This window comes from Mesorhizobium kamtschaticum, assembly GCF_056174585.1.
On record NZ_CM149691.1, the window covers coordinates 4884551 to 4897463 of the forward strand.

A 12913-nucleotide genomic window follows, 5' to 3' on the forward strand; every position below is an offset into this window, starting at 1 on the left:
CTCAGGCGGGCGACCTTTCTATTTGCTCGTCCGTCGCTCTGGGAATTTGAGGATAGAGGCGCGGAGTTCGGGCTCCAGCGGCTCGTGCCCCGGCTCCTCATGCCAAACGACCTGACGCAAATCACGCTGATCGACCTTCTGGCCGCAGTTCGGGCAGTTGTAGAAATGGCCCTCTTCGCGGATGAGGTCGCCGCCGTGCAGCTTGCCGGGGATCGACGGGCCGAGATCCGATAGCTTCGTCATATCTGCATGTCCCTGCTCACGTCATCCAGCATTTTGAGTGCAGCACTCCTGTATGCTGGCAGCGACAGGCCCTGGCCAATTGCCGCAGCCCTGAACGCTGCAAAAGCGATAGATGGTTTGCAGCTACCGTCTTTGGCTGCAGCTATTAACCGGCACGCGTCCTTATAGGGTACTGCCTCCTTGTTTCGCCATTGACCTTTAAGCGCAACCTCCGCCTCGCAGATGGACGAAACGCTCATGGTTCTGCCGTCCACCAGCTTGATGGAAAGCGGTAGAAAGTTGCTCATGGCACGACCTCCCAATTGTTGAGAGCGCCGGAACGCGCCAAGGAAAGTTTGGTTTCCAAATTTGGGAACTATTTTAGCTTAATCTAATTGAATCGCCGGGCGCGGGTCAGTGTATGCGTTTGAAGTTCATAGAGCCTTTGATGCCGACCCTTGTGGAGAAGCCTCCAGAGGGCGGTGAATGGATTCACGAGATCAAGTTCGACGGCTACCGCACCCAAGTCATCATCGACGCCGAAGGCGTGCGGATCTTTACCCGCCGCGGCCTCGACTGGACGTCGAAGTACCGGGATCTCGCCAAAGCGGCCGGCGATCTCGACGTCAAAAGCGCCATCATCGACGGCGAGGTGATCGTCACGAACGAGGCTGGCCTGTCCGACTTCCGTGCACTCCGCAAAGCAATCACCAGCCGGCAGCACGACCTCTATTTCGTGGCCTTCGATCTGTTGCACCTGAACGGATACGATCTTCGCGATATGCCGCTCAAAGACCGCCGGGCTGGGCTATACGCGATAGTTCCGCCCGGGCTCCGCATCCAATTCAGCGAGGCGCTGCCCGGCGATGCCAAGGCGATCTTCGAACTGGTCGACAAGGCCGGGCTGGAGGGCATGGTCTCGAAGCGCAAAGACAGTAAGTACCGGAGCGGCAAATCGACGGCCTGGCTGAAGATCAAGGCATACCATCGACGAATACGAACTTCTCGGCGTCGAGCGCGAGGCGGGCAAACCGGCCTTCGCCCTGATGGCGGAGCGTGGCACCGGGCGCTATGTCGGCAGCGCCTTCATCACCTTGAACCGGGAAATGCGCGAACGGCTCTGGAAACGCGTCCAGGACCACGCAGGAGCGGCGCCAAAGGGCATGAAGCGGCCGGCGACGCAGTGGGTCAAGCCCGGGCTGATCGGCCGTGTGAAGCATCTACGGGGCGAGGATGACCTTCGGCACGCTTCGCTGCAGGATTTCAGAGAGGAGGACTAGATGCCGATTAGACGAAAGGCTGTGGACGCCGGGATTTTTGATCGTGCCGAACTGGCCATGCTAGGGCGGGTTTTCGACCAACTCAAACTCGTCGACGACCAATCACCCGATGCGCAGGGCCGATTGGCGTCCCGGATCATTGCCAACTACATGGCCGGGATAAAGGATGAGGCCGAGCTCGCCTCACTGTCGAGACAGCCGCTGGGGCGTTAGCCCAGGGCGTAACAATTTGAGGGTCGTCAAGACGGTGGAACCTAATATCGGCACCGAGCTTAAGCGGTCATGACCACACGCGGAATCAACTTTCTGGACCGATGGCTCGCCAACAATGTCCCCGAGACGACGAAGGCCGATGTCATCTCCGTTGACGAACTTACGCACAAACTGATCGCGGACGCCAAGGCCCTCGGCATCAAGCGGGGCGAGATCGACGAAGAGGTCGACAGCCTCTATCGAACCATCCTCGACGCGATTGTGCATTACGACCCAGGCTTGCCAGAATAGCCCTTGCCACCGGGATGAAGGTGAGGAATAAATTCCTTCGTTGCGGCGAACCCCTCAAAACGGAGATCGCCAATGGCCAGATCAAAACCTTCCCAGCAGTTATCGCAGACCGAGATCGAGCGCTTCCTGGTGGCAGCGGAAGCGCTGCACCTGAGCATCATCAAGCCGTTCATATCGCCACACTGCGATCATTACCGCGCCACTCGAACCCTGCACGAAGTGCTGTTGAAGGTCGTGCGGGACGTGACCGGCGAGGAAGTCGAGTTCATCCGGTGGAACACTACAGGACCGGTGCGTCCCCCTACGGCTGGGTAGACCATCGAGCTTTGCCGACATCATCAAAAACAAAGCCCCGGCGCGGGGTGAGGCGCCGGGGCTTTTAGTCATGTACGAGCTACATTCCATGTCCGCATATGATGGTGCGCTCAACTGCTCAACAAACGGTAAGTTCAGCATGCAACTTGAAGCTGATCGGCAGCGAAATTGCGACTGGACGCCGACGCTCGATCGAAGGTAACGATTGACGGAACATTAGCTGCTTCTAAGAGATTGTTGCGTGCGGCAGGTGGTGCCCTCCATCGCCCGCCGAAGATCGGGCCTCCGATCGGCCCCTTCTCCGCCAGAGGGGTGCGGGCTTTCGCGCTACTGGGGGGAGGGCGTGACCGACATGCCGGCTGGCGATCTGCACCTGCCCTCACATTTCTCATAGACCAGGAGACGAGCCTATCGTCTATCGGAAGCCTCAAGTCTGTCGAGGTCGAGTTGCCCGGCCGCGTGCGCCTCTGCAGATGTCCTAAAGGGTCCAATCGGTCTGGTTCGCGTCCCTCTAAAAGTCACCACATAGACGTAGCCGCCATCTACCTTGTCGACTGTAACAGTGTTCGGAATCGGCTGATCGAATGCCATCGATTTTGAATCCTCCCTTTGCTTCCCGAAGAGGCGCTTTCGAAGCGCGGTTTCCTCACGCGCTTTGTTCGGTAACGTGAATCCCATGGTACCCATACATCGCTTTGCAGCTTGGACACACGTACGGCATCCCCGGAAGCGAACGGTTCTGAGTCAGTTTGAGGAAGATGCCTTTCGCCTCACAGACAGGGCAATAGGGCAGGCCTGACGCCTTGCCATCTTTAGCCTGATAGCGAAAACCGTTGTGGTCGACGAGATTTTCAGCCCTGTACTTGACCAACGCGGATAGCCTGCTGATCTCGGCATCTTTCTCGTGGAGAAGCTGCGAAACGTCGACGAGGCCCAACTTCGCATCGGCGAGAGCCGCGGTCAATTCGGCGACTTTCAGCTTCAGCGTTGCTTGGTCGATCTGTGCATCTATCGCCTTGATCTCCTTGACGATCGATAGCGCTGACCCGACAGCCGCGATTGTCCCCGGTATATCCATTCTGCCCCCCAGGCGCTTGGCAGCAGCAAATCACCATCGGGTTGCCGGCACAAGCGTCAACGCTGTCCTTGGATCAGGCTATTCGTTACAAAGCACCAACCCAAAGAAATCACTCCGAAGCCGAAGAAGCGCTAAAGGGCTCGGCGCAGTCGGCGACATATCCTGTGATAGATTGGCGAGCTTTGAAGGTCTCGGGCTGCGTGCGTGAGCAGCAGGACGACAAACAGAACCACCACTGCAGATGCGAACCCGGTGACGAGAGCCATGCCCGCAAACGTCGCTGACGTCTGGATGTTCCTTTCGAAAATGGCCGGCGCCAGTTGGGAGCTGGGTGGGCTTGGGATGAAGCCGGCCAAGCGGACAGCAGGTCCGCCGCAAGCAAATGCTAATATACCGAAGGCGATCCCTGCATATGGTGTGATCGCGGAAGCTAGCCAAGCGCGTCTCGCTATTTGGTCCACTCTGCGCCATTGGCCCGCTGCCTCACGGTGGCGGGCTTTCTATTCTTTGTGCGGAACGATGTAACTATTGCTCGCGGCATTGCTTCCTACGCCCCGTGTGACAACAACGGTGGTATACCCTGGAGGCAGAGAGCCAGTGACAGTTTCGTCAACGGGATGGCATCGTCCGACAATTTCCCCGTTGGGAGCAGCAGCGAGCTTGTCTTTCAATGAAGCTCGGCACTGATCAAGCGACGCATATGTGGTCGGCGCGCCATCAATGGGCTTGCAAACGGCAGCCTCGCCAGGGCTGCAAGAGAGTAGAATCATCACTGCCGCGGTTGCCGGGTCCATTCTCGAAGCTCCACTGAGGGACGAGCTTCAACGCGGATCGACGGCCTTTGTTGCACACAGCCGCGCCACAGTGCGGCCCGCTGCCTCCGGTGGCGAAAACGGAGGCGACACAGGGCCGCCTCCGTCATTCAGGCAAAATAGGTCAACAGAAACACCAGCGAGGCGAAGAACCGCGCGCCGATTCGGATTCTGAAGCCCTTCCCGTAGACAACCGTGATGTCCATGGGGTGCTCCTTTCAGGAGCCAAGCGCTCAGCTCAATGTTTTCAAAACGAAGTTCGAACTTCAGGTGAGTATGAGAGCGCCGGTCACGTGCGGCGAAAGGCGGTGCGTAACGACCCCGAAGGGTCCAGCCCGGATCGATTGAGGGATCCGGTGACCTTTTGCAGGACTTGTTGATGGCCCTGAAACCAGCGCGTTTTGATTTCGCGAGCATATGGTCTCAACAAAAACCGACCAGCGCAAGCGATCATTGCTGTGACCGAGTGTACAATTTGTCCAGACGGCCCGCTGCCTTACAAATGAGAAATCAAGCGAGTGATAGCCATTATAAAGACCTCGAAGCTTGGGAGCAGGAATAAGCTTGCGCCGAGCAATAGAAGGCAAAAGCACAGCACTGAAAGAATTGGCCACTTCCGATCTAAATGCTCATAGTAAACAGTCAGGGCAATGGCCGCAGCGCCTGAGCCCACCGCATGTTGTTCCCTCTCGACGATTTCGAGCGCTTCCTTCGATACCAAAATTCCGTAGACAGGCTGTTGAGTTCCGAATGTGATAATCTTCTGGATATGGGCCAGATCTCTGCCGGCCCGCCGGACTTCTTCGGCATCCCTGTCACCTTGAACAGCTTCAACGTATTCTCTGCGGCTGCGGTAACGTCGTATTTGCCTCGGGCAAGCCGCCCAGAACAGCAGTAGGCCGATTAAAATAACGACGCCGCCGACGTAAAGCAGGTAGATACGTTGCAGGACCGAGAAAAAGAGAGGGGCCAAGTTCTGGGGAAAATTTCATTACCAGGTTTTGGAAAGATTCACCCCACAGCACGGCATATCCCAACACAGGAACCAAGCTGGCAAATTGTGGAAGCTTTGTGCGCGTTAGAGCCGCAGGATATGTCCATCTCGGGGTGAACATCAGTTTAAGTACCTTGCGCGTATATTTGTACGTATGACGGTTCAAAAGAAAGAAAGTGCAAACAAAACAAAGGCATGTGGCGGAGGGAGTGGGATTCGAACCCACGGTGAACTTGCGCCCACGCCGGTTTTCAAGACCGGTGCCTTAAACCGCTCGGCCATCCCTCCGTCGTGATTTTTCAATCACTTGGATCGTGCGCTTCCGAAGGGTTTTCGCCGTCGGCGCCGGATTGGCACCGAAGGCGTTCCTGACCGGTTCGCAGTTCATTCCTGTAAAGCGGCATTGAGGGCCGCGTCAACCACCGCTGCGGCGCCTTCCTGTTGACCGGGCAAGCGCCGGACTCAATTTACGGAAGCCGTGGGGGAGGTGGAGCGATCCTCAGAGGTGGCACCCGCTCAACGATGAGGCGGGGAACGTTCAATCGTGTCACACAGGGGAAAAGGGGATGAATTTCGGCGTTCGCAATTCCTGGGCTATTTTTGCCGCCTGGAAAATTGTCATCAGAACGACGATCGGTTCACCCTCTGTCGGGTTGATCGTCAGCACCACACGGCCGAGTTCGTCGCTCATGCCGCAAGTCCAGCCCTTGATCGCGATCATCCCGGCCATGTGCCCGAGGCTTTACGCGGTCTGAAGCCGGTTGACGGAACCTTCGCCGGACATTGTTACCAGCCGTGCGACGGCAAATGCGGCCATAATTACGAAAAACGCCGTGATGTTCAGGAACATCGTTGACGCAAAAATGCTCGCGCTCTGGTCATAGCAGCTAGCGAATTCCATGACGCCTTACCCCCTTCAACGCTTAACGAACTGCGGACCGCACCCATCGATAAGAATGATCTCGATTTGGGTAAAATTCAAGCGATTGCTAATATACTCGACGCAGCGAAAGCTGGTGGGCTGAAACGGAGGAAGCAAAACATGCCTGAGGGCGCACCGGGCGCAGCAGGGCGCCGTCACAATCTTGCCCGGTTCCGGCCACAATCGGTTAATATCGTGATAAACAATTCCTGCGCACAAAGGATCGGGGTTCAGGGCGCCGTTGGTGTTGTCGAGTGAGTGCTTTGGCTCCTCTGCTGTTCAAACCACGGCGTTTTGATTGAGACTGTAGGGGATTTCAGGAAAAATGCAGGCTACGGCGCGCCCGCGTCTTCGTCGCGCTTCCACGCTTACGCTGCTTGCCGCGTCTGCAGCCTTGCTGGCGGCTTGCGCGTCCCAGCCTGAGCCGAAGGGGATGGTCAATCCCAAGCCTCGCTCCAAGGAATACTTCGCCGAAACCGAATATGGCGTGAAGGCAAGTCCGCGCGTCCAATTCATGCGGCGCGGCGGCGGTCGCGACCAGCTCGGCAAACCCTACCAAGTGCGCGGCAAGTGGTACTATCCCAGGGAAGACAAGCGCTACGCCAAGGTCGGCCTGGCCTCGTGGTATGGCGACGCCTTCCACGGCCGGCTGACCGCCAATGGCGAAGTCTATGACATGACGCATTTGACGGCCGCGCATCCGACCATGCCGCTGCCGAGCTACGCCCGCGTCACCAATCTCGAAACCGGCAGTTCGGTCATCGTGCGCGTCAACGACCGGGGGCCGTATCATGAGAACCGCATCATCGACGTCTCGGAGCGCGCGGCGCAGATGCTCGACTACGCCAAGGTCGGCACCGCGAAGGTCAAGGTCGAATATGTCGGCCGCGCGCCGCTCGATGGCGACGACGACCAGTATTTGATGGCGTCCTACCATCCAGGCAACAGGATTCCGGATCCGTCGGATGGCCTGCCAACCGGTGTCATGGTGGCCATGAACGGGCCGTCGCCAAGCGTGCCGGTGGGCGCCGCCGCCGTACCGTTCCCCGGTCAGTTGACGAATTCCGGCGAGGCGTTCGCCGCGCAGCCGTCCCTGTCAGCTCAGGCGCCGGCTTTCGGCGACGTGGTGCTCCCCGATTTCGGACCGATCGTGCCGGAGCGCCCCGAGATTGGCCTGCCGCCGCAGTCGCCGTTCGCGGTGGCGTCGCTGTCCTATGCGGATGAGCGCGTAAAGCGCGCCGATGTCTTTGCCGCGCTCGACGACAGCGGCATGGCGCCCGCCGACATCCTGCGGTCGTGGAAAAAGTCCAATCCGCAGGCCTCGCCGTCCAGCGCCGACTATGTCGCCGCAGGCACGTTCGACGATGCCGCCGAAGCCAAGCGCGTGGCCGCCGCACTTCAACCCTTCGGCAGAACCGAGATCCAGCGTTCCGATCTCGACGGCAATGACTGGTATGCGGTCAATCTCTATCCGAATGGCCATGGCGGCGTGGATGATCTGCTGCAGGCGGCATGGTCGCACGGCGCGCCGGACGCTCTGGCTGTGCGCAACTGATCTATTTTGCCCGCGCGGTTGATCCTGCGGAAAAAACCCTGATAGCTTGGTTGTGCCAAAACCGGCAAACGGGTCGAGATTTCATGCAGTTGCGCGCCTTTCGGCCATTTGCCGGCTTTCTGGGACTGGCTTTGCTGCTGCTTTGCCTCGTTCCAGCCCAAGCGCAGCTTTTCGAGACCAAGGCCACACAGGCGTTCATGATCGATGCCGACACCGGCACGGTGCTGTTTTCGAAAGACGCCGACAAGCCGATCCCGCCGGCCTCGATGGCCAAGCTGATGACCATGGAAGTGGTTTTCAACGCCATCAAATCAGGGCGCCTCAAACTCGACGACACGTTCGTGGTCAGTGAAAACGCCTGGCGCAAGGGCGGCGCGCCGTCGGGAACATCGACGATGTTTGCCAAGCTCAAATCGGCGATCCGGCTCGAGGACCTTATCCAGGGCGTGACCGTGCAAGCCGCCAATGACGGCTGCATCATCATCGCCGAGGGCATGTCCGGATCCGAGGACAATTTTGCCGCGCAAATGACGGAACGGGCGCGCCAGATCGGCCTGAAAACATCGACCTTCGTCAATTCGACCGGCCTGCCGGCCGACGGCCAGCAGACGACGGTGCGCGAACTGGCGCAGCTGGCCCTGCATCTTTGGCGCGATTACCCGGATTTCTATCGCTATTACGGCCTGAAGGATTTCACCTGGAACAAGATCTCGCAGAGGAACCGCAATCCGCTGCTGGCCATGGATATCGGCGCCGATGGCTTGGCTGTCGGCGCGAGCGAGGCGTCCGGCTTCGGCATCGTCGCTTCGGTCAGCCACAACGGCACGCGGGTGATCATGGCGATGAGCGGGCTGGCCAATGACAAGGAACGTGCCGAAGAGGCGCGAAAGCTGCTCGACTGGGGCGCGCGCTCCTTCCAGAAAACCGAGATTTTCGCCAAGGACGAGGTGGTCGGCGAGGCCCAGGTTTTTGGCGGCGCGAAATCCGGCGTGACGCTGAAGGCAAAAGGGCCGATCGACATCTTCCTGCCGATCACCAACCGCGACAAGCTGACGGCCAAAATCGTCTACACCGGCCCGGTTGCGGCACCCGTGGAGGAGGGCCAGCCTGTGGGCGCGCTGCGCGTCTGGATCGGCGACACGCTGAGCCAGGAGACGCCGCTTTTCGCCGCCGAGTCGATCAGTGTCGGCACGTTGCCGCAGCGCGCTCTCGATGCGGTCAAGGAACTGGCGATCGGCTGGCTGCGATAGCACCGACGGCATGGACGTTTTCCCGAACGCGGACTATCTAGAGCGCAACAATCCACTCCAACACGGACAAAGGCCCTTTCGATTGGCGCGCGGATTTTTCATCACCTTCGAAGGCGGCGAAGGCGCAGGCAAGTCGACGCAGATCGAGCGGCTGGCGGGGAAGATGCGCGCCAAGAAGTATGATGTCCTGCTCACACGCGAACCGGGCGGCTCGCCGGGCGCCGAAGCGGTCAGGCATGTGCTGCTTTCAGGGGCGGCAGAACCATTCGGGCCGAAGATGGAAGCGCTCCTCTTCGCCGCCGCCCGTTCCGACCATGTCGAGCAGGTCATCCGGCCGGCGGTCGAGCGCGGCTCCATCGTGCTGTGCGATCGTTTCCTGGATTCTTCGCGCGTCTACCAGGGCGTCACCGGCGGGATCGACCCGGCGTTCATGGATGCGCTGGAACAGGTCGCCATCAACGGCATGATGCCCGACATGACGCTGATCTTCGATATCGATCCGGCCGAAGGCCTCAGGCGCGCGACGCTGCGGCGCGGCAGCGATGCCGACGCCGATCGCTTCGAGAAGGAAACGCTTGCCATCCATCAGGCCCGTCGCGAGGCCTTCCTGGCGATCGCCGCGGCCGAGCCGGGACGCTGCATCGTCGTCGACGCGTCCGCCGATCCCGACACGGTGGAGCACGTCGTCACCGCGGCCGTGTTCGCGGCTCTGGAGGCGAGGGCACCCGCGCGCAACAGGCAGGCCGCACCGGTATGATCTTCGAACGCATTGCGCCGGAACAGCATGATACGCTGGACGGCGTGCCAGAACCCTCGGAAACGCCCCGTCTGGTCGGGCACCGGCGGGCGGCCGAGATGCTTGCCGCCGCCTATCGATCGGGAAAGCTGCCGCATGCGCTGATCTTCGCCGGACCTGTCGGCATCGGCAAGGCGACGCTGGCCTTCCATCTGGCGCATCATTTGCTGAAGCACCCGGCCTTCGCGCAGGCGCCGGAAAGCCTTGCCGTGCCCGATCCGGCATCGCCGCTGTCTCGCCAGATCGCGACCGGGGCGCATCCGGGCGTGCTGCATCTGACCCGTCCGATGAACGACAAGACCAAGAGCTTCAAGACCGTCGTCACCGTCGACGAGATCCGCAGGGTCAACCGGTTCCTGTCGATGACCTCGCATGACGGCAGCTACCGGGTCGTCATCGTCGATCCCGCTGATGACATGAATGCCAATGCCGCCAATGCCTTGCTGAAGAACCTTGAGGAACCGCCGGCGCGAACGCTTTTCATTCTCATCGTCCATGCGCCGGGCAGCCTGCTGCCGACGATCCGCTCGCGCTGCCAGGTGATACGCCTGACGCCGCTCGATGCCGACGATTTGCTGGCGGTGCTGCAGACCGCCGAACCGCCGCCACCGGACGATCCGGCCGCGCGGGCGGCGCTGGTCGAACGGGCAGGGGGCAGCGCCCGCAATGCGATCCTTTTGACGCAATATGGCGGGCTGGAGATCGCCCAGACGCTCGATGGGTTGGTGGCGAAGGGAAAGAGCGACATCGGCGGCGCCTATCGGCTCGCGGAAGCCGTCGCCGGCCGCGACCAGGCGATCCAGTTCGATATCTTCAACCGCCGGGCGCTCGACCTTTTGTCGGATGCGGCAAGCCGGGCAGCGCTCGCCGGCGACCTCGCGCGGGCCAAAACGCTATCCGACACCTGGCATGAGGCGCTGGACGCGATTTCCGAGACAGAGACCTTCAATCTCGACAAGAGACAGCATGCCTTGACCATGATCGATCGCCTGAAGTCCGCGATGTGAACAGTCGTTCGGCGACGCTTTCGACGTAGGCGGCCTGCTTTCAGGCAAGGGCCGTATTGTCGGACTGGCTTTTTCGCAGCACCGCGAGCGCGGCATCGTATTTCGCGCGATTGGCCCAATAGATGGTGGCGAAGAGCAGCGCCTGGTCGCGGAAAGGCACGTGGTCCACCGTGTCCGTAGCGGCTTCGGCTTCGATCCAGTCAGCGTGAAAGTCGGCGGCTGCCTTCCTGTCGCCACCGAGAGCCATCTGCTGGAACCGGTGCATATGATCCTCGATGTCGAGGTAGCGATCGGCCCAGACGATCGACCATTGCCGGTTCTGCATGGTGAATTTGCGAATCCATTGCTCGCTCAGGTCCATGTCGCCTTCGGGCTTGGAGTACATGACGTTGCGGCGCGCTTCGAGCAATGTGTTGGTGGCGACGACTTCGTTTTCGCGCCACAAAAGCCGCATCGCCGGATCATTCAGAAACCGGTCCCGCATAGATGGGATGGGGAAAGGCGCTTTCCCTCAGCCCATCGATCTTGAAATAGACCAGCAGTTCGGACGCCACGCTGGCTTCGAGTTCGTTGCGCTCCATCTTGCCGTGGAAAGCCTCGAATCCGATGCCCGGGATAAAGGGCATATGAGCGGCGTGCCAGATTTCATGCAGGAGGTAGAGATCTTCGATGGCCGGGGACGCATAGTCATCCCGGCGCATGGTCAGTCCCCACCAGGTGCAGAAATGGGCGCGCTCCAGGCGGTCGTTGGTGGTCTCGCAGATGAAGCGGGGCAGGCGGGCATACTGATCGACGATGCCGTGGACATAGCCGCCTTGGCGATGCGAGGATCGGAATGCTTCTGTCTTCCAGTGCGCCTGGCAATGGGCATGGACGTCATCGCTCGTCACAAGCGGGATCAAATTCTTCATGACAACGTCTCGGAATTCGGACCGGCCATGCCGATCCGTTCCGCCATGCCTGGCGTCAGGCACAAGCGTGGCCGGGCATCGACCGCCCCGGGGGCGCGCGTCAGATAGGAGGCCAGATCGGGATCGTTCTGCGCGCCCGCCGCGGCCTGGGCAAGAATGAAGACGTCCGCGGGTGTCAAGGCAAGGCCGAGCGCCTGGCCGGCATGTTCGGCGACGCTGCCTTGAATGCCGGCGTAACGGCGCGCCATGGCGAAGACGTCGAACCGCTCCATCAACCGTATTCCCAATTGCAGCGATGTCAGGTTTTTGAACCATTGATTGCCAAACAGGCCGAGATTCTCCGATCGGCAGAACACCCCGCCGATGCGGTCGTAATAGGCGCCGAACGGCTTGGACAGGCTGATCACCACGGCGCTCACGCAAGGCGCGTCGGCGAGGATCGTCTCCGCCGGAGGTTCGCCGGTCGCCCCGACATAGGTCAAATCGAGGACGAGCTGGGCCAGGTTCGCGCGCTGGCTCAGCCGGCGCAGAAAGGCATTGGCCTGCGGCCACACCATGCCATCGATGGCCGAGGGCTGGCTGAGACAGAGCAAATCCTGGGGATTGACGGTATCGGCGACATCGCGCCAGGCGTGGCGTTCATACTCCACCACCGGAACGCCACAGGCTTCCGCATAGGCTTTGTAGCCCTCATATTCGCCGCGAAAGATCACAAGCCGAGGGGAAAACCCCTCGACGCGTGCGCGGTTACCGTAGTCGGCAATCAGATGAAAAAGCGGCTCGCTTGCACCCGATGTCGGATAGCTGAATGGAAAGGCAGCCGCGTCCAGGGGCGCCATCGGCTTTGCCCAACCGAGCCAGGTGTCGAAAAACCGCCTGTGCAGTGCGTTCTGCTTTCCGGTCCAGGCATGGCGAAACTGATCGAGATAGGCGGCGCGGATCGGATCGGGGCCGTTTCCCCCACTGTTGCCGAGCAGCTCGGCCTTCACGGTTTCGATCTCGGGCGTGACAAGGGCGTAAACGGTTTTGCTGGCGCCGGCCTGACGCAGGCGCGCATCAAGAGCCTGTCGCGGATCATATTGCGTGGTCGTGGCCATGCCGGTCTGCCCTTTTGCACCGCCGCGAAACTACGGATGGCGACTTAGCTTTGCAACGGTCCAGCAGCCGGCGCTCGGCTGGTGTTATCGAAGCAGCGCTGGCTCCGGCGATATCACCAAGGTCGGGACTTGGCATGAAGCGCTGGACGCTATATCTGAGACCTACACCT

Annotated in this window: 15 protein-coding genes, 1 tRNA gene and 1 pseudogene; 8 read left to right on the forward strand and 9 right to left on the reverse strand. The window is 60.4% G+C overall.

Translation table 11 applies throughout. From position 1 onward, the window contains the following. Nucleotides 1-18: 18 nt before the first annotated feature. A complete protein-coding gene (locus AC0V7N_RS24160) occupies nucleotides 19-243 on the reverse strand; it encodes a hypothetical protein (protein WP_475450828.1) in 225 nt (74 codons plus the stop codon). Beyond that, complete coding sequence (locus AC0V7N_RS24165) at nucleotides 240-530, reverse strand: DUF982 domain-containing protein (protein ID WP_475450829.1); 291 nt, start codon at nucleotides 528-530, stop codon at nucleotides 240-242. Before AC0V7N_RS24165 ends, AC0V7N_RS24160 begins: the two co-directional genes overlap by 4 nt. A 113-nt stretch (nucleotides 531-643) precedes the next feature. Here AC0V7N_RS24165 and AC0V7N_RS24170 point away from each other — a divergent pair. From AC0V7N_RS24170 to AC0V7N_RS24185, 4 genes and pseudogenes are all read left to right on the forward strand, one after another. Further along, a pseudogene (locus AC0V7N_RS24170) lies at nucleotides 644-1502 on the forward strand (ATP-dependent DNA ligase). After that, nucleotides 1503-1715: a hypothetical protein gene (locus AC0V7N_RS24175; protein WP_475450830.1), complete on the forward strand. Its 213-nt coding sequence runs from the start codon at nucleotides 1503-1505 to the stop codon at nucleotides 1713-1715. 69 nt (nucleotides 1716-1784) lie between these two features. Further along, complete coding sequence (locus tag AC0V7N_RS24180; RefSeq protein ID WP_475450831.1) at nucleotides 1785-2006, forward strand: DUF768 domain-containing protein; 222 nt, start codon at nucleotides 1785-1787, stop codon at nucleotides 2004-2006. A 72-nt stretch (nucleotides 2007-2078) separates the two neighbouring features. Next, on the forward strand, nucleotides 2079-2321 hold the full coding sequence (locus AC0V7N_RS24185) for a hypothetical protein (protein ID WP_475450832.1): 243 nt from the start codon (nucleotides 2079-2081) through the stop codon (nucleotides 2319-2321). Nucleotides 2322-2967: 646 nt separating this feature from the next. Here the strand turns inward: AC0V7N_RS24185 and AC0V7N_RS24190 are convergent. The 4 genes from AC0V7N_RS24190 to AC0V7N_RS24205 form a co-directional block, all read right to left on the reverse strand. Then, complete coding sequence (locus tag AC0V7N_RS24190; protein WP_475450833.1) at nucleotides 2968-3399, reverse strand: hypothetical protein; 432 nt, start codon at nucleotides 3397-3399, stop codon at nucleotides 2968-2970. Between the two features lie 1308 nt (nucleotides 3400-4707). Next, entirely contained in the window at nucleotides 4708-5184 is a 477-nt protein-coding gene (locus AC0V7N_RS24195) for a hypothetical protein (protein ID WP_496627311.1), read from the reverse strand. A 219-nt stretch (nucleotides 5185-5403) separates the two neighbouring features. Further along, nucleotides 5404-5493 (reverse strand) — tRNA-Ser (locus AC0V7N_RS24200). Between the two features lie 259 nt (nucleotides 5494-5752). Continuing rightward, nucleotides 5753-5935: a hypothetical protein gene (locus tag AC0V7N_RS24205; RefSeq protein ID WP_496627312.1), complete on the reverse strand. Its 183-nt coding sequence runs from the start codon at nucleotides 5933-5935 to the stop codon at nucleotides 5753-5755. Between the two features lie 517 nt (nucleotides 5936-6452). Between AC0V7N_RS24205 and AC0V7N_RS24210 the strand changes: the two genes are divergently transcribed. From AC0V7N_RS24210 to AC0V7N_RS24225, 4 genes are all read left to right on the forward strand, one after another. Then, nucleotides 6453-7682 carry a septal ring lytic transglycosylase RlpA family protein gene (locus tag AC0V7N_RS24210; RefSeq protein WP_475450834.1) on the forward strand — a complete coding sequence of 410 codons (1230 nt, stop codon included), beginning with the start codon at nucleotides 6453-6455 and terminating at the stop codon, nucleotides 7680-7682. 83 nt (nucleotides 7683-7765) lie between these two features. Continuing rightward, entirely contained in the window at nucleotides 7766-8932 is a 1167-nt protein-coding gene (locus tag AC0V7N_RS24215; RefSeq protein ID WP_475450835.1) for a D-alanyl-D-alanine carboxypeptidase family protein, read from the forward strand. A gap of 82 nt (nucleotides 8933-9014) precedes the next feature. Further along, nucleotides 9015-9689 (forward strand): dTMP kinase, encoded by a 675-nt coding sequence (tmk, locus tag AC0V7N_RS24220; RefSeq protein WP_475450836.1) that lies wholly within the window; start codon nucleotides 9015-9017, stop codon nucleotides 9687-9689. Continuing rightward, complete coding sequence (locus tag AC0V7N_RS24225; protein WP_475450837.1) at nucleotides 9686-10735, forward strand: DNA polymerase III subunit delta'; 1050 nt, start codon at nucleotides 9686-9688, stop codon at nucleotides 10733-10735. Before tmk ends, AC0V7N_RS24225 begins: the two co-directional genes overlap by 4 nt. Before the next feature lie 40 nt (nucleotides 10736-10775). On the opposite strand, the gene AC0V7N_RS24230 is transcribed toward AC0V7N_RS24225, so the two are convergent. Genes AC0V7N_RS24230 through AC0V7N_RS24240 form a run of 3 tightly spaced genes read right to left on the reverse strand, consistent with a single transcriptional unit; the run spans nucleotide 10776 to nucleotide 12743 of the window. Then, nucleotides 10776-11189, reverse strand: coding sequence for a hypothetical protein (locus AC0V7N_RS24230; protein ID WP_496627313.1), 414 nt, complete (start codon nucleotides 11187-11189; stop codon nucleotides 10776-10778). A 7-nt stretch (nucleotides 11190-11196) separates the two neighbouring features. Continuing rightward, entirely contained in the window at nucleotides 11197-11646 is a 450-nt protein-coding gene (locus AC0V7N_RS24235) for a hypothetical protein (RefSeq protein ID WP_496627314.1), read from the reverse strand. Next, entirely contained in the window at nucleotides 11643-12743 is a 1101-nt protein-coding gene (locus tag AC0V7N_RS24240; RefSeq protein WP_475450839.1) for an aminotransferase class I/II-fold pyridoxal phosphate-dependent enzyme, read from the reverse strand. The genes AC0V7N_RS24235 and AC0V7N_RS24240 overlap by 4 nt, the downstream gene beginning before the upstream one ends. Nucleotides 12744-12913: the final 170 nt, after the last annotated feature.